Source organism: Burkholderia sp. COPS (genome assembly GCF_019425585.1).
Classification (GTDB): domain Bacteria; phylum Pseudomonadota; class Gammaproteobacteria; order Burkholderiales; family Burkholderiaceae; genus Burkholderia; species Burkholderia cepacia.
In genome coordinates, this window is sequence record NZ_WIXR01000034.1 from 189,126 (window position 1) to 209,540 (window position 20,415).

Here is a 20,415-nt window from a genome sequence, read left to right on the forward strand (position 1 = left end):
GATGCGTCGTCGCCTGCCCTCCCCCGTTGCTTCATCGCACCGCCATGCCCCGACGGGACTTCATGCGCGGCGCGGTTTCACGATGATCGAGGTGCTGGTCGCGCTCGCGATCATCGCGGTCGCGCTCGCCGCGTCGATCCGCGCGGTCGGGACGATGGCGACCAACGCCTCCGATCTTCATCGCCGGCTGCTCGCCGGCTGGAGCGCCGACAACGCGCTCGCGCAGATGCGGCTCACGCATGCGTGGCCGGAGATCGGCGAGCAGAGTTTCGACTGCTCGCAAGGCAACGTGCAGCTCGTCTGCACGCAGCGCGTGAGCACCACGCCCAACCCGGTGTTCCGGCGCGTCCGGATTTCGGTGAGCTCGCCCGGGCATGCCGGCGTGCTCGCGCAGATGGTGACGGTGGTCGCGAATGAAACCAGCCGTCCGCTCTGACGCGCCGATGCGACGCCCGTTCGCCCGCCCCGCCCGCGGCTTCACGCTGATCGAGCTGATGATCGCGATCGCGATCCTCGCGGTGGTCGCGATCCTCGCGTGGCGCGGGCTCGACCAGATCATGCGCGGTCGCGACAAGGTCGCGGCCGCGATGGAAGACGAACGCGTGTTCGCGCAGATGTTCGACCAGATGCGCATCGACGCGCGGCTCGCCGCGACCGACGACGAAGCCGGCCAGCCGGCGATCGGCGTCGCCGGCAACACGTTGCAGATCGTCCGCGAACTCGACGTGCCGGGCGTCGCGCCGCGGCTGCAGGTGGTCCGCTACCGGATCGCCGGCGGACGGGTCGTGCGCTACGCGTCGCCGCCGATCGACGACGCGAACCGGCTGCGCGGCATGCTGAAGGACAGCAGCGTCGAAGGCTGGAGCTGGGTCGCGCTGATGGGCGGCGTCGGCGCGATCGACGCGAAGCTGTACGTGCCGCGCGTGGGCTGGACCACCAACCTGCAGACGGCCGACGACGCGCTCGCGCAGAACAACGACGCGCTCAAGGTGCCGCAGCTCGGCAACGCGCCGCCGACGCGCGCGGTGACGGGGCTGCAGGTCAGCATCGGTGCGACGTCGCTGCGCGTGCCGGTCACGCGCATCTTCCTCGTCGGGGAATGACGATGCGCGCGCGCCCTCCCCGTTCATTGCCTGCCGCCCGTGCTGCCGCGCGTGCTGCCGGTCACGCACGGGCACGCGGCCGCCAGCGCGGCGCGGCGATCATCACCGCGCTGCTCGTCGTCGCGCTGTCGGCGATCCTCGTCTCGGGGATGCTGTGGCGCCAGCAGGTGCAGATCCGCCGCATCGAGAACCAGCGCGAGATCGCGCAGGCGCAATGGGTCGCGCGCGGCGCGCTCGACTGGACGCGGATGATCCTGCGCTCCGAAGGCGATACGGCGCCCGGCATCACGTACCTCGGCGGCATCTGGGGCGTGCCGATCGCGAAGACGAAACTGTCGGACTTCCTCGGGCGGATCGGCGCGCCCAACGACACCGGCGGCGAAGACACCTATATCTCCGGCTCGATCGAGGACGCCCAGGCGAAGTTCAACCTGCGCAACCTCGTGGCGTCGCCGGCGCCCGGCGTGCTGCAGCTGAACGTCACGCAGGTCCAGGCGTTCCAGCGCCTGCTGACGACACTCGGCTACGACGGCGCGTTCGCGAAACGCGTCGCGCTGCAGGTGCGCGCGGGCCTGCTGCATTCGGCGACGCGTTTCCAGATGCCCACGCTGCCGGGCGGCGGCACGGCGCCGCCGGTCACCGCGCCGGTGACGACCGATCAGCAGGGCGGCGGCGGCTTCACCGACGATCCCGGCATGACGGGCGGCGACCGCGGGCCCGCGCCGCTGATGATGACGGGTGTCGACAGCCTGCTCGACGTCGACGGCGTGACGCCCGAGATGGTCGCGCGGCTGCGCCCGTTCGTCACCGTGCTGCCGACCACGACGCCCGTGAACATGAACACCGCGCCGGCCGAGGTGATCGCGGCGCTGATTCCGGGGATGAGCGTGTCGTCCGCGCAGGCGCTCGTGTCGCGCCGCGAGACCGTGTTTTTCCGCAACGTCGCCGATGTGCAGCTCGCGCTGCGCGGCGCCGGTGCGCCGCCGAACGTGACGCTCGACTCGAGCCTCGTCGACGTCAATTCGAGCTATTTCATCGTGCATGGCCGGATCCAGCACGAACGCGCGGAGGTCGATCGCACCTCGCTCGTGTATCGTGATCCGACCACGCACTCGACACGGGTCGTGCGCATTCGCGACCAGCTATAACGACGCCATTCGGGAGAGGAGCTCTTGTGAGCACGTTGATTGTTTCTTTGCCGCCGCGCGAGCCTGCCGTGCCGTTGCAGGAATGGCAGTGGCCCGAGCTGCCGTTCACGCTCGTCGACAAGGCCGGCCACGTGCAGCGCGCCGGCCGCGCCGCGCTGGCGCTGCTGCCGCGCGCGAATGCGACGGTGCTGATCGTCGCCGCGCGCGACGTGCTGCTGCTGGCCGCGACCGTGCCGCCGCTCAAGGGCCCGAAGCTGCGCCAGGCGCTGCCCAACATCGTCGAGGATCAGCTGATCCAGGATCCGCTCGGCTGTCACATCGCGCTCGATCCGGACGCGCTGCCCGACGGGCGCCGCGTGCTGGCCGTCGTCGATCGCGCGTGGTTCCGGACGATCTGCGAAGCGTTCACGGCGGCCGGCCACCGGCACCTGAGCGCGGTGCCCGCGACACGCTGCCTGCCGGCGCCGCACGCACCCGCCGCGCCGGCCGACGGCGAGGTCGATGTCGCGGCAGTTGCCGCGGACGCCGTTGACATGCCGCCGGCCCGCCCGGCGACGGTGGCCGCGGTGCTCGGCCTCGCGACGGCGGTCGAACCGGTGCTCGTCGAGGCCGGCGCGCTGCCGGCCGCGGCCGGTGCGCCGCGCCTCGAACTCGCGGTCGCGCGCGGTGCGCTCGGCGAAGGCTTCGCGGCGCCGGCATCGCGCGCGGCCGGCACGCTGGCCGCGCTCGCGGGCGGCGGCGACGTCGAACTGTACGAACTCGGCGAGCCGGGCGCGGAGCCGCGGCTCGCGTCGGTCGGCCGCGCCGACGGCCCGCTGCTGCCGGGTGCCGCGCCGCTGTCGTTCGACGCGTTCGCGCGGCGCGCGCTGACCGAGAAGTTCGACCTGTGCCAGTTCGAATTCGAATCGCAGCCGTGGCGCTTCGACCGCGCGACGGTGAAGCGCCTGCGCGTGCCGCTCGCACTCGCCGCGGCGACGCTCGGCGTGGCGGTGATCGGGATGAACCTGCACTGGTGGAAGCTGTCGCGCGAGCGCGATGCGCTGTCGGCGCAGATCACCGAGACGCTGCTGTCCGCATTCCCGAAGACGACGACGGTGCTCGATCCGCCCGCCCAGATGCAGCGCCAGCTCGATCAGCTGCGCGTGGCGGCCGGCGAGCTGTCGCCGAACGATTTCCTCGCGCTGTCGAGCGGGCTGTCGCGATCGATGGGTGCGCTGCCGCTGAACGGCATCGCGTCGCTCGACTATCACGACCGGCGGCTCGACGTCGGCTTCAAGCCGGAGGTCAAGGTCGATCCCGATTTCACGCAGCGCCTCGCGCGTAACGGACTGTCCGGCGAAGTCGACAGCAATACGGGCAAATGGACGATCCGGAGCCGCTCATGAAGACGGAACAACTGAACCAGACGCTGGCCCAGTTCTGGGGCGAGCGCTCGCCGCGCGAAAAAATGCTGCTCGGCTGGGGCGGCGCCGTGCTGGCGGTCGCGATCGCGTATTCGGTGCTGTGGTCGCCCGCGCAGGAAGGCCGCGCGCGGATCCAGCGCGAGCTGCCGACGATGCGCCGCGAGCTCGCGCAGATGACCGCGCAGGCGAACGAGGCGAAGTCGCTGGCGGCCGCCGCGCAAGGCGTGGCACCGACCGGCCTCGCGCTGAAGGACGCGCTGACCGCGTCGCTGTCCGATCACGGGATGCAGGGTGCGCAGGTACAGATCGTCGGCAACGGCGTGCAGATCCAGATGAAGAACGTGTCGTTCCCGGCGTGGACGCAGTGGCTCGACGATGCGCGCCGGCAGTTCAAGGTGCAGGTCGGCGAGGCGCATGCCACTGCGCTGAAGGACGACGGCCAGGTCGACCTGACGGCCGTGATGCAACCGTCTACGCAGAAATGACGCAGTGGATGACGCAAGTGGCGGTCGGCCGATGAGGCCGGGGATCAGGCGGCTCGCCACCGCATTGCCGTGGGTACTGGCGGGCGGATTGGCGACGGCGGTGACGCTCGTCGCGCTCGCGCCGGCCGCGTGGATCGCGCCGCAGTTCGCGCGCGCGACCGGCGGGCACGTGAATCTCGTCGATCCGGACGGGTCGCTGTGGCATGGTTCGGGCACGCTGATGCTCGCGCCGGGGGCCGACCAGAGCGCGGCGACGCTGCTGCCGGGCCGGGTCGAATGGACCACGGGCTTCTGGCCGCTCCTGACCGGGCGCGTGCAGATGCGCATGCGGCAGACCGACGCGATGCCGGATGCGGTCACGCTCGATGCGACGTGGCGCGGCGCGGTGTTGTCGGCGGGCACGATGGCCGTGCCGGCGTCGCTGCTCGCGGGGCTCGGCACGCCGTTCAACACGCTCGACCTGCAAGGCGACGTGCGGCTCGGCTGGAGCGACTGGCGCCTGATCGGCAACAACGCGTTCGGCCAGCTGACGGTGACGATCGACTCGATGAGTTCGCGCATCTCGCGCGTGAAGCCGCTCGGTTCGTACCGCGCGGTGCTGCAGGCGAAGGGGGCCGGCGCCGATCTCGACCTGTCGACGACGCAGGGCCCGCTGTTTCTCGACGGCCACGGCAACTTCGGCCCCGGCCAGGGATCGTTCCGCGGCACCGCGCATTCGGCGCCCGAGCAGCAGGCGAACCTCGCCGGGCTCCTGAACCTGCTCGGCCACCCGATCGGGAACAACGAGGTTTCGCTGATCTTCGGCGACGCGCAGCGCTGACGCGCGCGTCGCCCTTTCCTTCCTACTTCTGCGCGAGCGGTGCGGCGACCGACGGTGCGGTGGCCGCCGGCGCGGCCGCACCGGACGCCGGCACGGGTGCGGGCGCCGCCATGTCGCCGTTCTCGCGCGCCATCTCCGCGACGTTCCACCCGCCGCCGAGCGCCTTCACGAGCCCGACCGACGACACCATCCGCTGGCCGGCGATCGTCGCGAGCTTCTGCTGCGCGGTGAACGCGGTGGTCTGCGCGGTCAGCACGTTCAGGTAGGCGACCGTGCCGGCCTTGTACTGGTTCGTGACGATCGCGAGCGCGTGCTCGGCGCTGTCGACGGCCTGCCGCTGCACGTCGATTTCCTGCGCGAGGATGCGTTGCGAAGCGAGGTTGTCCTCGACGTCCTGGAATGCGGTGAGCACCGCGAGGCGGTACGCGGCGACGTCCTGGTCGTAGGTCGCACGCGCGGCGTCGGTCTGCGCGGCGCGCAGCCCTGCGTCGAACAGTGTGGCCGCGAGCTGCGGGCCGACCGTCCAGAAACGCGCCGGCAGCGTGAACAGCTGCGACCACACCGAGCTCTGGAAGCCGCCCGTGGCCGACAGCGTCAGGGTCGGGAAGAACGCCGAGATCGCGACGCCGATCTGCTCGTTCGCAGCCGCCGCACGGCGCTCGGCCGCCGCGATGTCGGGCCGGCGCTCGAGGATCGCGGACGGCACGTCGACCGGCGTGATCGGCGGCTCGGCCGCGAGCGGATTCGGCGGCAGCGAGAAGGTGGACGCCGGTTCGCCGATCAGCGTCGCGATCGCATGCTCGTACTGCGCGCGTGCGACGCCATTGTCGATCGACGCCGCCTGCGCGCTCTGCAGTTGCGTCTGCGCCTGGATCACGTCCGCGCGCGCGGCGACGCCCTGCGCGTACTGGTTCTGCGTGAGCGTCAGCGACCGCTGGTACGACTTCACGGTGTCGTCGAGCAGCTTCTGCAGCGCATCGGACGTGCGCAGCTGGTAATAGGTTTGCGCGAGCAGCGCCTGCTGCGACAGCCGCGCGTTCGCGAGATCGGCCGCGGCCGCCGCTTCGCCGGCGCGCTGCGCGCTGACGGTACGGCTCACCTTGCCCCACAGGTCGGGTTCCCAGCTCGCGTCGAGGCCGACGCTGTAGCTGTTGTTGATCGAACCGGACGAGCCGCTGCCAAAACCCGACGACGAACCCGACGATACCGACGTGCGCGGCGTGCGGGCGCGCGAGCCCGACGCGGTCAGCCCGACGGTCGGGAAGTACGCGGCACGCGCCTCGGTGACGAGCGCGCGCGCCTGCCGGTAAGCGGCCGCCGATTGCGCGATGGTCTGGTTCGATGCATTGAGCTTGCCGATCAGCGCATCGAGCTGCGGATCGTTGTAGACCGTCCACCACGGGCCGCGGTCGGTGCGGTCGGCGGGTTGCGCGACCTTCCAGCCGGCCGGCGCTTCCTTGTATGCGGCGGGGATCGACGTGTCGGGCCGGTGATAGTCGGGCCCGACGGCGCAGCCGGCGAGCAGCACGGCCGTCGCGACGGCGACGGCGGCGCTCAGCGGGCGAAGGGCGCGCGGGAGGGAGGCGTACGGCATGGTGATTTTCCTGTCTGGGCGCGACTTCCGGCGAGCGGCGTCGCGCGATGCGGTCGTCGTGCCGCTGGCGGACAAATGGTAACTGACGGCGGGATAGCTGCGCAGCCCAAAGGGTACGGTGCGCGGCGACAGGAATGTGTTACCGGCGCGAGCGGCCGGTTTACCGGCCATTACGGCTCGCGGGCCGGAAGACGGGCGGGCGGTGCCGGCCGTGCGGGGCGCGGCCGGGGTTCGGGACGGAACCCGGACGAAACAGTCGGGAAGGCAGGCGGAAGGCGCGCGCCGTCAGTGGCAGCGCGCGGGCAGCGGGAGCGGTTCGGCGGCGGGCCGCCATGTCGACGGCTCCGTCGCGGCCGGCTGGCCCGTGCGGCGCGCACCGTCTTTCGCGTTGCGCTGCCGGCGATGATCGAACCATGCCACCCCGAGCGCCGCGAGCGAGCCGCCCGGCACCACCAGCATCGTCACGTACAGCGCGATCTTCCAGCCGCGGTGCGGCCCGGAAAACACATGGTGAGCGGTATCGGTCAGGTTGCGGCGCAGCGCGCCGGCGGCATTTTTCAGGAACAGCATCGCGAACATCCTCGGGTGCCCGGCAGCGCGGGCGAATCGGTCAGAACATAGTCTCCGGCAGTGCAACATGCACGTCGTAACTGGTAGTCTCGAATAATATTGACTAAGCAATCAATTTTCAAGATACTGGGCGCGTTCAAATCCGAAACGCACTATTGCTGCGCGCGCAATCGCATGACCGGCGGCCTCTACGATCCCGAGAACATCACGCTGGAAACGAGCCTCGGCTATTACCTGTCGAAGGCGAAGCAGGCGCTCGTCGAGCGGATGGATCGCGCGCTCGAGCCGCTCGACCTCACCGCGCAGCAGATCGGCGTGATCCTGCTGCTGGCGCGCGGTTATGCGCGTACACCGTTCGAGCTGTCCCGCAAGATGTCGTACGACAGCGGCTCGATGACCCGAATGCTCGACCGGCTCGAACGCAAGGGGCTGATTGCCCGCTCGCGCAGCGAGCAGGACCGCCGGATGATCGAGCTGACGCTGACCGAACGCGGCGCCGACGCTGCCCGTGCGCTGCCGTCGCTGATCGCGACCGCGCTCAACGCGCAGCTCGACGGTTTCTCGGCCGACGAGCTTGCGACGCTCACCGGCCTGCTGCAACGCTTCATCGCCAACGGGCCCGGCACCGCCGGTTGCCCGAAACCCGACGACGAAGCGGACTGCTGATGTGCGCGGAGGCCCTCATGTCTAGGTTAAGCGTTCGCTTATTTATCTGTCTGGGCAGAAGATGACAGGGCACGCGCTCCCCTTTTCCCTTTATCCGTTCCACCCGGCCGGGCTGCGCTGCGGCGCACACCCGTGCGTTGTGCCGGCGCGTCGCGCGCGCCGCGTCTAGGAGATTTCGATGTCCGCCACCACGGCATCCGCCGCCTCCCCCGCCGCCGAACCCGCGCCGCTGTCCGGCGGCGCCCTCGCGCTGCTCACCGTCGGGCTGGCGCTCGGCACCTTCATGGAAGTGCTCGACACGTCGATCGCGAACGTCGCGGTGCCGACCATCTCGGGCAGCCTCGGCGTCGCGACGAGCGAAGGCACCTGGGTGATCTCGTCGTACTCGGTCGCGTCCGCGATCGCGGTGCCGCTTACCGGCTGGCTCGCGCGGCGCGTCGGCGAGGTGCGGCTGTTCACGCTGTCGGTGCTCGCGTTCACGATCGCGTCGGCGCTGTGCGGCCTGGCGACCAACTTCGAGACGCTGATCGCGTTCCGGCTGCTGCAGGGCCTCGTGTCGGGGCCGATGGTGCCGCTGTCGCAGACGATCCTGATGCGCAGCTACCCGCCCGCGAAGCGCGGGCTCGCACTCGGGTTATGGGCGATGACGGTGATCGTCGCGCCGATCTTCGGCCCGCTGCTGGGCGGCTGGATCAGCGACAACTACACGTGGCCGTGGATCTTCTACATCAACCTGCCGATCGGCATCTTCTCGGCGACCTGCGCGTATTTCCTGCTGCGCGGCCGCGAGACGAAGACGACGAAGCAGCGGATCGACGCGATCGGCCTCGCGCTGCTCGTGATCGGCGTGTCGTGCCTGCAGATGATGCTCGACCTCGGCAAGGACCGCGACTGGTTCAACTCGACGTTCATCGTCGCGCTCGCGCTGATCGCGGTCGTGTCGCTCGCGTTCATGCTCGTGTGGGAGGCGACCGAGAAGGAACCGGTGGTCGACCTGTCGCTCTTCAAGGACCGCAACTTCGCGCTCGGCGCGATGATCATCTCGTTCGGCTTCATGGCGTTCTTCGGCTCGGTCGTGATCTTCCCGCTGTGGCTGCAGACGGTGATGGGCTACACGGCGGGCAAGGCCGGCCTCGCGACCGCGCCGGTCGGGCTGCTCGCGCTCGTGCTGTCGCCGCTGATCGGCCGCAACATGCACCGGCTCGACCTGCGGATGGTCGCGAGCTTCGCGTTCATCGTGTTCGCCGGCGTGTCGATCTGGAACTCGACGTTTACGCTCGACGTGCCGTTCAACCATGTGATCCTGCCGCGTCTCGTGCAGGGGATCGGCGTCGCGTGCTTCTTCGTGCCGATGACGACGATCACGCTGTCGAGCATCTCCGACGAGCGGCTCGCGAGCGCGTCGGGGCTGTCGAACTTCCTGCGCACGCTGTCGGGCGCGATCGGCACCGCGGCCAGCTCGACGTTCTGGGAGAACGACGCGATCTACCACCACGCGCGGCTGTCGGAATCGGTGAGCGTGTATGCGCAGAGCACGACCGACTACCAGGGCGCGCTGTCGCAGCTCGGCATCGTCGGCCAGACGGCCAACGCGCAGCTCAACCAGCTCGTCACGCAGCAGGGCTTCATGATGGCGACCAACGACTTCTTCCTGTTGTCGGCCTTCATGTTCGGCGCGCTCGCGGCGCTCGTGTGGATCACGAAGCCGAGGAAGGGGGCGGGGCCGGCGATGGGGCATTGAAATCGGCGAGGCTGTCGGCGGAGGGGCTGGCCTTGCCTGATTTGCATGATTGAACCAAGCCAACAAAATATTTGAACTTGGTTCAAGTGGGGAATGCGATGCACACCTACGACATGCATGACGCGAAGACGAACCTGTCGCGTTTGATCGACGAAGCCGTTCATGCCGGCGAATCGTTCGTGATCGCGAAAGCCGGCAAGCCGCTCGTCAAGGTGGTCCCGATCGATACGCCGGATCCCGTCCGGCCGAGCCGGATCGGCTTCATGAAGGGGCAGATCCGTGTTCCGGACGATTTCGACACGATGGGGAGCGACGAAATCGGCAAGCTGTTCGAGGGTGACGCATGAAGTTGCTGCTCGATACACGCCTGCTTCTTTGGGCGGCAGCCGGTGCGGCCGAACTGCCCGCCCGCGCCGGTGCGCTCATCGAGGATCCCGCCTGTACACCGCTTTTCAGCGTCGCGAGCCTCTGGGAGATCGTCATCACGCGTGGTCCGGATCGCGACGATTTCCAGGTGGACCCAAACGTGCTCCGTCGCAATCTCCTCGATGTCGGCTACGTGGAATTGCCGATCACGAGCGTACACGCACTTGCAGTCGAACAACTGCCGTCGATCCATCGAGATCCGTTTGACCGTCTCCTGGTCGCGCAGGCGATCTCGAAAGGCATTACGCTGCTTACGCACGACCCTACCGTCGCCCGCTATCCGGGCCAGATCAGGCACGTCTGAGTGCGCCGGGCATCGCCCGGCCGTCATGCCCTCGCCCGCAAGCCGCCGAACGCCAGATCGTCGCCGGGCGCGATGGGCAGCGTCGCCCGCGCGACGTCGAGCCACGCGCGCGCCGCGTGCGACAGATACCCCTTCTTCAGCCAGCCGAGCGCGATCGCCCACGTGATTTCCGGCTCGACGATCGGCCGGCACGTGAACTGGCCCGCGTCGAGCCGCCGGCAATACGGCTCGGGCAGCAGCGCGATGCCGACCCCCGCATGCACGAGCGCGGCCATGAAATCCCAGTGGCCGCTGCGGCTCACGATCGACGGCGTGAAGCCGGCCTGCCGGCACGCGTCCAGCACCGCGTCGTGCAGCGCGAGGCTTTCCGCGTAGAACACGAACGACTCGCGCGCGAGATCCGCGAGCGGCACGGCCGCGTGATCCTCCCAGCGCGACTCGCGCGGCGCGACGAGCCACAACGGCGCACGCACCATCGGCAGCCGCTCGAAGATGCCGGGATCCACCGGCTCCAGCAGCCCGCCGAGTTCCAGTTCACCCGACGTCAGCGCGGCCTCGATCATCCGAGCGCCCTGCTCGAACAGCTTCAGCTCGATGTTCGGGTAGCGCTGCTTGTACGCGGCGATGATCGGCGTGAACAGCGAGCCGCCGAGCGGCGGGATGCCGATCGTCAGCTCGCCGCGCCCGAGCGTGCCGAGATCGTTCAGCTCCGACTGCAGCTGCGCCTGCGCGGCGAGCACGTCCTGGCCGCGCTGGAACACGATCCGCCCCGCGTCGGTCAGCACCATCTGCCGACCGTCCCGCAGCAGCAGCGGCGAACCGATCTCGTCCTCCAGCGCCTTCACCATCTTGCTGATGGTCGGCTGGGTCACGAACAGCCTGTCGGCGGCCGCCGTGAAGCTCTGCTGGCGAACCACCTCGACGAAGTACCGCAGTGCGCGCAATTCCATCGATCACTCCCCAGATTGGTGCAACGAACACAATCAGAATTCCGAATTGGAATGATAAGGATAGAGACAAGTCATTTTATTTATGGTTAGGGGAAACCCTATACTCCCCCCATCAACGCAATATCTGTATGGAGCCTGCCATGACCAAGCCAACCGCTACTGCCGCCGCCCGCCCCGCCGCTTCGGGCAGCATTGCGCACACGGGCCGGATCGTGCTGCAGGCCGCCGCGCTCGGCGTGCTGTGGATGGCGGTCGACTGGGCCGTGCGCAGGATCGGGCTGCCGATTCCGTCCGGCGTGATCGGCCTCGCGGTGCTCCTCGTGCTGCTGTTCTCGGGCCGCGTCGCACCTGCGTGGGTGAAGGACGGCGCGAACTGGCTGTTGTCCGACATGCTGCTGTTCTTCGTGCCGGCCGCCGTCGCGGCCGTGCAATACGGCGGGTTGTTCCGCGAGGACGGCTGGCGCATCGCGCTGGTGATGCTCGCCGGCACCGCGTTCGTGATGGTCGCGGTGGCCGTCGCGGTCGACCTCGCCGCGAAGCTCGAGCGCCGGCTCGCCGCGCAGCGCGTGTTCGCCGAACGCCGCCGCGCGCGCCTCGCCACCGTGTCCGCCCACTGAGCCGGAGCCTGCCATGTTGCCGCTGCTGTCGAGCCTGTCCGCCGACCAGGTGAATACCGCGATCTCGGTCGGCTGCTTCGTGCTGACGGTCGCGCTGTATTTCGCGTCGAAGCGGCTCTACGCGTACAGGAAGACGCTGCTGTTCTCGCCGCTCGTGTTCGTGCCGGGCGTGCTGGTGCTGCTCGTGCTGCTGACCGGCATCCCGTATTCGGTCTACTTCCGCGACACGCGCTGGCTGATGTGGTTGCTCGGCCCGGCGACGATCGCGTTCGCGGTGCCGATCTACGACTATCGCGACCTGATCCGCCGCCACTGGCTGTCGCTGTCGGTCGGCGTCGCGGTCGGGATCGGCGCGGGCGTGTGCGGCTCGCTGCTGCTCGCGAAGCTGCTGCACCTGTCGCCCGAGCTGCAGCGCTCGCTGATGACGCGCTCGGTCTCGACCCCGTTCGCGCTCGCCGTCTCCGACAAGATCCATGCGCCGAAGGACCTCACCGCCCTGTTCGTGATCGCGACCGGTATCTGCGGGATGCTGCTCGGCGAGATCGTGCTCGCGCTGGTGCCGATGCGCACGCGGCTCGCGCGCGGTGCGCTGTTCGGCGCGGCCGCCCACGGCGTGGGCACCGCGAAGGCGCGCGAGATCGGCAGCGAGGAAGGCGTCGTGTCGAGCCTCACGATGATGATCGCGGGCGTCGCGATGGTGCTGATCGCGCCGCTGCTGTCGCTGTTGCCGATCTGACGTCGTTCGGGCGGGCGCCACGGCTCGCCCTCCCACCGTTCCTCGCCTTTCCCGCCTGACGGAGCGCCGGCCCGCCGCCGCGGCCGGTTTCGCCCGCCGTTCCTGCCCTGCATCGAGCCGCGCCGGCCGACAATCGGCTGAGATAGCCGCAAATCCCCCCTCTTTTCCGCCCATCAGGCTCGGCCCGGATGCCGAACAATGCATGCTACGAGACATCACGCACGCATCCACATGGCCTCCACGACCGCAAACCCGACCGCCGACAAGCCGGCTTCGTCCGGCAAGTTCAAGCGCATCGCGCTCATCGCCGTCATCGCGCTGGGCGCGGCGGCCGCCGCAGCCGGCGGCATGTACGTGTTCCTGAGCAAGGCAGGCGTCGGCCATGCGAGCGCGCCCGCCGAGCCGGCGCCGCTGGCCGCGCCGGTGTTCTTCCCGCTCGACCCGTTGACCGTGAACCTGCAGTCCGACGACGGCGCGCAGCACTACCTGCGTGTCGGCCTGTCGCTGAAGCTCACCGACCCGAAGGCGCAGGAGCAACTGACCGCGCGGATGCCGGAGATCCGCAGCCGGATCCTGCTCGCGCTGTCGAACAAGCATCCCGAGGATCTGGCGACGCCGGACGGCAAACGTTCGCTCGCGAAGGAACTGCGGGAACTGATCGAACAGCCGACGCAGCCGGGCAACCAGCGCGCGAAGGTCGACGACGTGCTGTTCACCGAATTCGTCGTCCAGTAACGCGGCCGCGAAAGGAGCGCGTATGGGCCACCAGGAGTTCATGTCCCAGGAGGAGGTCGATGCCCTCCTCAAGGGCGTCACGGGCGAAACCGATTCGGTCGACGAGCAGCGCGACACGTCGGGCGTCCGCCCCTACAACATCGCGACGCAGGAGCGGATCGTCCGCGGCCGGATGCCCGGCCTCGAGATCATCAACGACCGCTTCGCGCGCCTGTTGCGGATCGGCATCTTCAACTTCATGCGGCGCACGGCGGAAATCTCCGTCAGCCAGGTGAAGGTGCAGAAGTACAGCGAGTTCACCCGCAACCTGCCGATCCCGACGAACCTGAACCTCGTGCACGTGAAGCCGCTGCGCGGCACGTCGCTGTTCGTGTTCGACCCGAACCTCGTGTTCTTCGTCGTCGACAACCTGTTCGGCGGCGACGGGCGCTTCCACACGCGCGTCGAGGGCCGCGATTTCACGGCCACCGAGCAGCGGATCATCGGCAAGCTGCTGAACCTCGTGTTCGAGCACTACACGACCGCGTGGAAGAGCGTGCGGCCGCTGCAGTTCGAATTCGTGCGCTCGGAGATGCACACGCAGTTCGCGAACGTCGCGACGCCGAACGAGATCGTGATCGTCACGCAGTTCTCGATCGAGTTCGGGCCGACGGGCGGCACGCTGCACATCTGCATGCCGTACTCGATGGTCGAGCCGATCCGCGACGTGCTCGCGTCGCCGATCCAGGGCGAGGCGCTCGAAGTCGACCGCCGCTGGGTGCGCGTGCTGTCGCAGCAGGTGCAGGCCGCCGAGGTCGAGCTGACCGCGAATCTCGCCGAGATCTCGTCGACCTTCGAGAAGATCCTGAACCTGCGCGCGGGCGACGTGCTGCCGCTGGAGATCGAGGACACGATCACCGCGAAGGTCGACGGCGTGCCGGTGATGGAATGCGGCTACGGAATTTTCAATGGTCAATATGCGTTGCGCGTGCAGAAGATGATCAGCGCGGGCGACGCGATGAAGGAAGGTGGATATGAGTGAGCTGAACCAGACGCCCGAGGACGACGCGCAAGCGATGGCCGACGCGGCCCTCGCGGCCTCGGCCGCCGCCGCGCAGGCGGCACCGGCCGCAGCGGAGGAAGATCCGGGCATGGACGACTGGGCCGCCGCGCTCGCCGAGCAGAACCAGCAGCCGGTGCAGCCGGGCGCGACGGGCGCCGGCGTGTTCCAGCCGCTGTCGAAGGCCGCGGCCAGCTCGACGCACAACGACATCGAGATGATCCTCGACATCCCGGTCAAGATGACCGTGGAGCTCGGCCGCACGAAGATCGCGATCCGCAACCTGCTGCAGCTCGCGCAGGGTTCGGTCGTCGAGCTGGACGGCATGGCCGGCGAGCCGATGGACGTGCTCGTGAACGGCTGCCTGATCGCGCAGGGCGAGGTGGTGGTCGTCAACGACAAGTTCGGCATTCGCCTGACCGACATCATCACGCCGGCCGAACGCATCCGGAAGCTGAATCGATGAACGTGGCGAAGCCCGGCCGCCGTGCGCGCGTCGCGAGCGCGGTGGCGGCTGTCGCGGCCATCGCGGCGTCGCTCGCGTGCGCACCGGCCGGTGCCGCCGACATGAACGCGGTGAACCACGCCGGGGCGATCGCGTCGAGCGTGACCGTCGGTTCGGCCGCGCCGTCGCTGGGCATCGGCGCGGTGCTGCAGACCCTCGTCGGGCTCGCGGTCGTGATCGGTCTCGTGTTCGCGTGCGCGTGGCTCGCGCGCCGCTTCGGCTTCCAGCACGTGCGCCGCGGCGGCCCGCTGAAGGTCGTGTCGAGCGTCGCGGTGGGCGCCAAGGAAAGCGCGACGATCGTCGAGATCGGCGACACCTGGCTCGTGCTCGGCGTCGCGCCGGGCAACGTGCGGCTGCTGCATGCGCTGCCGGCCGGTTCGGCGGCGGCCGGTGCGACGACCGCCTCGACCGGCGCACCTTCCGGCGCCGCACCGTCCGAAGGCGGCCTGCCCGGCACGTTCGGCTCGCGGTTTCGCGACGCGCTCGCGGGCGAAGCCGCGAAGCGCCTCGGTCGCGGCAAGGACCGCTGACATGGCGCCGCGCCCTCTTTCCGACTCCGCATTTCGATGAAACACGCATTCCTGCATCGCGCGGCGCGCTTCGCGCCCGTGCTGATCCTCTGCCTCGCCCCCGCGCTCGCCTGCGCGCAGGCGAACGGCCTGCCCGCGTTCAACGCGAGCCCGGGCCCGCACGGCGGCACCACCTATTCGCTGAGCGTGCAGACGATGCTGCTGCTCACGATGCTGTCGTTCCTGCCGGCAATGCTGCTGATGATGACGAGCTTCACGCGCATCATCATCGTGCTGTCGCTGCTGCGCCAGGCGCTCGGCACCGCGACGACGCCGCCGAACCAGGTGCTCGTCGGCCTCGCGATGTTCCTCACCTTCTTCGTGATGTCGCCGGTGCTCGACCGGGCCTACAACGACGGCTACAAGCCGTTTTCCGACGGCTCGATGCCGATGGAGCAGGCCGTGCAGCGCGGCGTCGCGCCGTTCAAGACCTTCATGCTGAAGCAGACCCGCGAGACCGATCTCGCGCTGTTCGCGAAGATCTCGAAGGCCGCGCCGATGCAGGGCCCGGAAGACGTGCCGCTGTCGCTGCTGGTGCCGGCGTTCGTCACGAGCGAGCTGAAGACCGGCTTCCAGATCGGCTTCACGGTCTTCATCCCGTTCCTGATCATCGACATGGTCGTCGCGAGCGTGCTGATGTCGATGGGGATGATGATGGTGTCGCCGTCCACCGTGTCGCTGCCGTTCAAGCTGATGCTGTTCGTGCTGGTCGACGGCTGGCAGCTGCTGATCGGCTCGCTCGCGCAGAGCTTCACGTAAGCCGCGGAGGAAACGCACGATGACGCCCGAACAGGTGATGACCCTCGCGCACCAGGCCATGATGGTCGGCCTGCTGCTCTCCGCCCCGCTGCTGCTGGTCGCGCTCGCGGTCGGCCTCGTCGTGAGCCTGTTCCAGGCCGCGACGCAGATCAACGAAGCGACGCTGTCGTTCATCCCGAAGCTGCTCGCGGTGGCCGCGACGCTCGTGATCGCCGGCCCGTGGATGATGACGACGATGCTCGACTACCTGCGGCAGACGCTGTTGCACGTCGCGACGCTCGGCGTCGGCTGAGCCGCGCGCGCACGATCCGGCGGCGATGTTCTCGGTCACCTACGCGCAGCTCAACGGCTGGCTCACGGCGTTCCTGTGGCCGTTCGTGCGGATGCTCGCGCTCGTCGCGACCGCGCCCGTCGTGGGCCACGCATCGGTGCCCGCGCGCGTGAAGATCGGCCTGGCCGCGTTCATGGCGCTGGTCGTCGCGCCGACGCTCGGCGCGATGCCGGACGTCACCGTGTTTTCCGCGCAGGGCATCTGGATCCTCGTCACGCAGTTCCTGATCGGCGCCGCGATGGGCTTCACGATGCAGATCGTGTTCGCGGCCGTCGAGGCGGCCGGCGACTTCATCGGGTTGTCGATGGGGCTCGGCTTCGCCACCTTCTTCGATCCGCACACGAGCGGCGCGACGCCCGTGATGGGCCGCTTCCTGAACGCGGTCGCGATGCTCGCGTTCCTCGCGGTGGACGGCCACCTGCAGGTGTTCGCCGCGCTCACCGCGTCGTTCCAGTCGCTGCCGGTGTCGGCCGACCTGCTGCACGCGCCCGGCTGGCGCACGCTCGCCGCGTTCGGCACGACGGTGTTCGGGATGGGGCTGCTGCTCTCGCTGCCGGTGGTCGCGGCGCTCCTGATCACGAACCTCGCGCTCGGCATCCTGAACCGCGCGGCGCCGCAGATCGGCGTGTTCCAGATCGGCTTTCCCGTCACGATGCTCGTCGGGCTGTTGCTCGTGCAGCTGATGGTGCCGAACCTCGTGCCGTTCGTGTCGCACCTGTTCGACATGGGGGTCGACGCGATGGGGCGGGTGCTGATCGGCTGGCGGTGATGCGTCGGTGATTCGTCACGAGATCGGGGCGCCGCCTCGGCCAATTCATCGCGATCTCGTATCGATTCAGCGCGCATTCGCCCGGCAAATGGCGGCGATTCCGCCGATCGATCCGGAAAGGACTCGATCGTCGGATGACGATACGCGCCAGCGTGTTGCGAGCAGCCTGGCCAAGCGTTGACCGCCGCCAACGGCGGAGCGCTCGTGCCGCGGTTGCAACTGTGCGGCCTTGTCAGACTGTCGATGTGTTTGCTGGTGGTTGTGTTTCGTTCCGGCCGGAGGTCCTCGGTGCGCTCCTGTGCGACAACGCGCACGCCGGTGCCTTGCACGGCCTGCCGCTATTTCCGCTCGGCGCTCCGCCGCGTCGCACTGTTCGCAAGCCTGCCTGCACCTGTCCGAAATTGGACGAACGACGATATCGTGCCGCTCCCCGCCACTGAATAATCTCCGCTTTGCGGCGCGACATCGCCGCGGTTCTCGCGACCGTCAGGCAGCGGCGCGTACAGGCAGATGATTTCGACACGATCCTTCCGGCTGGTGGCCGTTCTCGGCTGGCTCGGCGCCGCATGGCCGGCGCCCGCGGCCGACCTGCTCGACGCGGTGAACGCGGCGCGGCGGTTCGATGCGGGCATCGGCGCGGCACGCAACGCGCAGCTCGCCGGCCGCGAGAAACGCTGGCAAGGTCTTGCGGGGCTGCTGCCGCGTGCGGAGCTCAACGGCAGCTACACGAAGCAGGACCAGCCCACCGCCGCGTACGCAGCGGCGGTCCGCCGTCACAGCGTGTCCGCAACCGTCACGCAGCCGCTGTTCGACGTGTCCCGCGTCGCCGATTTCAAGCGCGGCGGCACGCTCGCCGACCAAGCCGACATCGAGTACGAGAAAGCGTCGCAAACCCTGATCACCGATGTCGCCGGCGCCTATTTCGACGTCCTGTTCGGACGCGAAGTGCTGCAGGCCGCCGAAGCCGCGCAGCAGGCATTCCACAAGCAACTCGAGCAGGCGCAGGCCGCGCTGCGGATCGGCGACGGTACGCGGACCGACGTCGACGAGGCGCGCGCGAATCTCGACGAAGCGCTGGCGCGTACGGTGAGCGCGCAAACGGATCTGGCGATCGCGAACGGCACGCTGCAGCGGATCACCGGGCTGACGGCAACCGAGCTGGCGCCGATCTCGTGGCAATGCGCGCCGCAGGCCGCGCCGGTCGATTTCGCGACCGCGATGGACGACGCGGCCCGCGACAACGTCGACGTACTGATCGCCGGCAAGCTGCTCGACCAGTCGCAGGCCGACATCGTCGCCGCGACGGGCGCGCATCTGCCGGTCGTGAACCTGCAGGCGAGCTACGGCACGAACTGGAGCCGCGGCGCCAACGAGAACGGGCTCGACGCCGTGTTCGGCACGACGTCGAAAACCCGCTCGTCGATGATCGGCGTGACGGTCACGATCCCGCTGTTCGCCGGCGGCGGCCCGCTGTCGGCGAGCCGCGAAGCGTACCGCCGGCGCGACCAGGCGCGTGACGCGCTCGAGGATGCGCGCCGCAAGGCCCGCGAACACGCCCGTGCCGCGTATCTCGGCATCACCAACGGCATCGCGCTGATCCGCGCGCAGGAGCGCGCGCTCGCGTCGGCCGACAGCAAGGTGAAGTCGACCCGCCTCGGGCGTGAAGTCGGGCTGCGCACGCAGATCGACGAACTGAATGCGCAGCAGCGCTATTTCGAAGCGATCCGCGATCTCGCCGACGCCCGCTATCGCTACCTGCGTGCGCGGCTGCAACTGTCCGCCGCGCTCGGCACGCTCGGCGACGACGACGTGGCCGCAATCGGCTGCCGCGCTGATGGCCCGGCGCCGGCCGCGAGAGTCCGCTCATGACCGATTCCCTGTTCCGCCAGGAAGCGCTCGACGCGACCCGGCACAAGCTGATGGGCACCGTCAGCCTGTATTCGCCGCCCTGGCGCTGGCTGACGATCGGCGTCGCGACCGCGCTGACGCTGGTGGTCGTCGCGTTCTTCGTGTTCGGCAGCTACACGAAGCGTGAGCGCGTGGCCGGCCAGCTGTTACCGGCGCAAGGGCTGCTGACGGTGGCGCCGCCGCTGACCGGCACGGTGACCGGCCTGCGCGTGCGCGAAGGCCAGACGGTCGCGGCCGGGGCGGAATTGCTGGCGATCTCGGCCGAAGTGGCGACCGAGCTCGGCGGCACGCGCGAGACGGTGGCGCGGCAACTGAAGTTCCAGCGTTCGCGCCTGGAGACCGATCTGACCAGCCAATCGCAACTGAGCAGAGAAGCGCAGCGCGGCCTGCGCACGCGCGAGGCGGCGCTGGACGACCAGCTCACGCAGATCGCGCGGCAGCACGCGCAGCGGCTGCGCCAGGCCGAGCTCGCGCAACGCCAGCTCGACAAGCTGCAGTCGATGCGCGCGCAGGGTTATGCGTCGAACAGCCAGGTCGAGCAGCAGGAAGGCGTGCTGCTCGACGCGCAGGCGCGGCTGCAGGAACTCGCCCGCCAGCGGCTCGAGGTCGGCCAGCAACTCGACCAGACCCGCCAGCAGCTCCGCGAGCTGCCGCTCACCACCCGCAACCAGCAGAACGACATCGAGCGCAAGCTCGCGGACGTCGAGCAGTCGATCGCCGAAAACGAAGCGCGTCGCACGGTCATCCTGCGCGCACCGCAGGCGAGCGTCGTGGCCGCGCTGCTCGCGAAGCCCGGGCAGATCGTCAACGCCGGCCAGTCGGCCGTGTCGCTGTTGCCGCAAGGCGCACCGCTCGAAGCGCAACTGATGGTGCCGAGCCGCGCGATCGGCTTCGTGCGCACCGGCGCGCGCGTCGTGCTGCGCTACGAGGCGTACCCGTTCCAGAAATTCGGCCAGCAGTTCGGGCACGTGACCGAGGTGTCGCGTACCGCGCTGTCGCCGCAGGAAGTCGCGAACCTGACCGGGCGCGCCAACGTGCCGGAGCAGCTCTACCGCGTCGTCGTCGCGCTCGATCGCCAGGACATCGTCGCGTACGGCAAGCACGAGGCGCTGCGGCCCGGGATGGCGCTCGAGGCCGACGTGCTGATCGACCGGCGCCGGCTGGTCGAGTGGGTGCTCGAGCCGCTGTATGCGCTCGGCCGCCGCGTGTCGGCCTGATGCGCGCCTTCAACGCATTC

General features: G+C 69.3%; 24 protein-coding genes. 21 read left to right on the top strand and 3 right to left on the bottom strand.

All coding sequences use genetic code 11. The features are described 5' to 3' along the window. The first annotated feature begins 1 nt into the window (after window position 1). From gspI to FOZ70_RS26525, 6 genes are read left to right on the top strand one after another with little or no spacing between them, the layout of a single operon-like run. The gene (gspI, locus tag FOZ70_RS26500; RefSeq protein WP_059493991.1) at window positions 2-436 is read left to right on the top strand and encodes a type II secretion system minor pseudopilin GspI; all 435 of its coding nucleotides are present in this window, start codon (window positions 2-4) and stop codon (window positions 434-436) included. Continuing rightward, on the top strand, window positions 414-1,103 hold the full coding sequence (locus FOZ70_RS26505) for a prepilin-type N-terminal cleavage/methylation domain-containing protein (protein WP_081057200.1): 690 nt from the start codon (window positions 414-416) through the stop codon (window positions 1,101-1,103). The genes gspI and FOZ70_RS26505 overlap by 23 nt, the downstream gene beginning before the upstream one ends. A 2-nt stretch (window positions 1,104-1,105) precedes the next feature. Then, a complete protein-coding gene (gspK, locus tag FOZ70_RS26510; protein ID WP_219707191.1) occupies window positions 1,106-2,251 on the top strand; it encodes a type II secretion system minor pseudopilin GspK in 1,146 nt (381 codons plus the stop codon). Between the two features lie 26 nt (window positions 2,252-2,277). Next, a complete protein-coding gene (gspL, locus tag FOZ70_RS26515; RefSeq protein ID WP_048023995.1) occupies window positions 2,278-3,636 on the top strand; it encodes a type II secretion system protein GspL in 1,359 nt (452 codons plus the stop codon). After that, window positions 3,633-4,139 carry a type II secretion system protein M gene (locus tag FOZ70_RS26520; protein ID WP_021162223.1) on the top strand — a complete coding sequence of 169 codons (507 nt, stop codon included), beginning with the start codon at window positions 3,633-3,635 and terminating at the stop codon, window positions 4,137-4,139. Before gspL ends, FOZ70_RS26520 begins: the two co-directional genes overlap by 4 nt. Before the next feature lie 31 nt (window positions 4,140-4,170). Next, window positions 4,171-4,959, top strand: coding sequence for a type II secretion system protein N (locus tag FOZ70_RS26525; RefSeq protein ID WP_021162224.1), 789 nt, complete (start codon window positions 4,171-4,173; stop codon window positions 4,957-4,959). A 22-nt stretch (window positions 4,960-4,981) separates the two neighbouring features. On the opposite strand, the gene FOZ70_RS26530 is transcribed toward FOZ70_RS26525, so the two are convergent. Continuing rightward, window positions 4,982-6,553, bottom strand: a complete 1,572-nt coding sequence (locus tag FOZ70_RS26530; protein ID WP_048023997.1) for an efflux transporter outer membrane subunit — start codon at window positions 6,551-6,553, stop codon at window positions 4,982-4,984. A 285-nt stretch (window positions 6,554-6,838) separates the two neighbouring features. Next, the gene (locus FOZ70_RS26535; protein ID WP_048023998.1) at window positions 6,839-7,123 is read right to left on the bottom strand and encodes a hypothetical protein; all 285 of its coding nucleotides are present in this window, start codon (window positions 7,121-7,123) and stop codon (window positions 6,839-6,841) included. A gap of 174 nt (window positions 7,124-7,297) precedes the next feature. On the opposite strand from FOZ70_RS26535, the gene FOZ70_RS26540 reads away from it, so the two are divergent. The 4 genes from FOZ70_RS26540 (at window position 7,298) to FOZ70_RS26555 (ending at window position 10,260) form a co-directional block, all read left to right on the top strand. Further along, window positions 7,298-7,789, top strand: coding sequence for a MarR family transcriptional regulator (locus FOZ70_RS26540; RefSeq protein ID WP_042976873.1), 492 nt, complete (start codon window positions 7,298-7,300; stop codon window positions 7,787-7,789). Window positions 7,790-7,967: 178 nt separating this feature from the next. Then, window positions 7,968-9,530 carry a DHA2 family efflux MFS transporter permease subunit gene (locus FOZ70_RS26545; protein WP_021162228.1) on the top strand — a complete coding sequence of 521 codons (1,563 nt, stop codon included), beginning with the start codon at window positions 7,968-7,970 and terminating at the stop codon, window positions 9,528-9,530. Between the two features lie 98 nt (window positions 9,531-9,628). After that, window positions 9,629-9,877 carry a type II toxin-antitoxin system prevent-host-death family antitoxin gene (locus tag FOZ70_RS26550; protein ID WP_111998234.1) on the top strand — a complete coding sequence of 83 codons (249 nt, stop codon included), beginning with the start codon at window positions 9,629-9,631 and terminating at the stop codon, window positions 9,875-9,877. Beyond that, window positions 9,874-10,260 (top strand): type II toxin-antitoxin system VapC family toxin, encoded by a 387-nt coding sequence (locus tag FOZ70_RS26555; protein WP_219707192.1) that lies wholly within the window; start codon window positions 9,874-9,876, stop codon window positions 10,258-10,260. Before FOZ70_RS26550 ends, FOZ70_RS26555 begins: the two co-directional genes overlap by 4 nt. 23 nt (window positions 10,261-10,283) lie before the next feature. Here FOZ70_RS26555 and FOZ70_RS26560 read toward each other — a convergent pair whose 3' ends face one another. Further along, window positions 10,284-11,210: a LysR family transcriptional regulator gene (locus FOZ70_RS26560; RefSeq protein WP_021162230.1), complete on the bottom strand. Its 927-nt coding sequence runs from the start codon at window positions 11,208-11,210 to the stop codon at window positions 10,284-10,286. Window positions 11,211-11,350: 140 nt separating this feature from the next. On the opposite strand from FOZ70_RS26560, the gene FOZ70_RS26565 reads away from it, so the two are divergent. The 11 genes from FOZ70_RS26565 (at window position 11,351) to FOZ70_RS26615 (ending at window position 20,395) form a co-directional block, all read left to right on the top strand. Beyond that, window positions 11,351-11,827 (top strand): CidA/LrgA family protein, encoded by a 477-nt coding sequence (locus tag FOZ70_RS26565; protein ID WP_021162231.1) that lies wholly within the window; start codon window positions 11,351-11,353, stop codon window positions 11,825-11,827. Window positions 11,828-11,840: 13 nt separating this feature from the next. Continuing rightward, window positions 11,841-12,563, top strand: a complete 723-nt coding sequence (locus tag FOZ70_RS26570) for an LrgB family protein (protein ID WP_048024005.1) — start codon at window positions 11,841-11,843, stop codon at window positions 12,561-12,563. Window positions 12,564-12,761: 198 nt separating this feature from the next. Next, window positions 12,762-13,298, top strand: coding sequence for a flagellar basal body-associated protein FliL (gene fliL / locus FOZ70_RS26575; protein WP_048024006.1), 537 nt, complete (start codon window positions 12,762-12,764; stop codon window positions 13,296-13,298). A 22-nt stretch (window positions 13,299-13,320) separates the two neighbouring features. After that, window positions 13,321-14,319 carry a flagellar motor switch protein FliM gene (gene fliM / locus FOZ70_RS26580; protein ID WP_021162234.1) on the top strand — a complete coding sequence of 333 codons (999 nt, stop codon included), beginning with the start codon at window positions 13,321-13,323 and terminating at the stop codon, window positions 14,317-14,319. Beyond that, complete coding sequence (gene fliN, locus FOZ70_RS26585) at window positions 14,312-14,803, top strand: flagellar motor switch protein FliN (RefSeq protein WP_021162235.1); 492 nt, start codon at window positions 14,312-14,314, stop codon at window positions 14,801-14,803. Before fliM ends, fliN begins: the two co-directional genes overlap by 8 nt. After that, the gene (gene fliO / locus FOZ70_RS26590; protein WP_048024007.1) at window positions 14,800-15,372 is read left to right on the top strand and encodes a flagellar biosynthetic protein FliO; all 573 of its coding nucleotides are present in this window, start codon (window positions 14,800-14,802) and stop codon (window positions 15,370-15,372) included. The genes fliN and fliO overlap by 4 nt, the downstream gene beginning before the upstream one ends. A gap of 36 nt (window positions 15,373-15,408) precedes the next feature. Further along, on the top strand, window positions 15,409-16,170 hold the full coding sequence (gene fliP, locus FOZ70_RS26595) for a flagellar type III secretion system pore protein FliP (RefSeq protein WP_027788754.1): 762 nt from the start codon (window positions 15,409-15,411) through the stop codon (window positions 16,168-16,170). A 19-nt stretch (window positions 16,171-16,189) separates the two neighbouring features. Further along, the gene (gene fliQ / locus FOZ70_RS26600) at window positions 16,190-16,462 is read left to right on the top strand and encodes a flagellar biosynthesis protein FliQ (protein WP_021162238.1); all 273 of its coding nucleotides are present in this window, start codon (window positions 16,190-16,192) and stop codon (window positions 16,460-16,462) included. A 25-nt stretch (window positions 16,463-16,487) separates the two neighbouring features. Further along, window positions 16,488-17,270 (top strand): flagellar biosynthetic protein FliR, encoded by a 783-nt coding sequence (fliR, locus tag FOZ70_RS26605; protein ID WP_048024008.1) that lies wholly within the window; start codon window positions 16,488-16,490, stop codon window positions 17,268-17,270. Window positions 17,271-17,780: 510 nt separating this feature from the next. Further along, the gene (locus FOZ70_RS26610) at window positions 17,781-19,139 is read left to right on the top strand and encodes a TolC family outer membrane protein (RefSeq protein ID WP_258025730.1); all 1,359 of its coding nucleotides are present in this window, start codon (window positions 17,781-17,783) and stop codon (window positions 19,137-19,139) included. Further along, window positions 19,136-20,395: an HlyD family efflux transporter periplasmic adaptor subunit gene (locus FOZ70_RS26615; protein WP_059650028.1), complete on the top strand. Its 1,260-nt coding sequence runs from the start codon at window positions 19,136-19,138 to the stop codon at window positions 20,393-20,395. Before FOZ70_RS26610 ends, FOZ70_RS26615 begins: the two co-directional genes overlap by 4 nt. The last annotated feature ends 20 nt before the right edge of the window (window positions 20,396-20,415 follow it).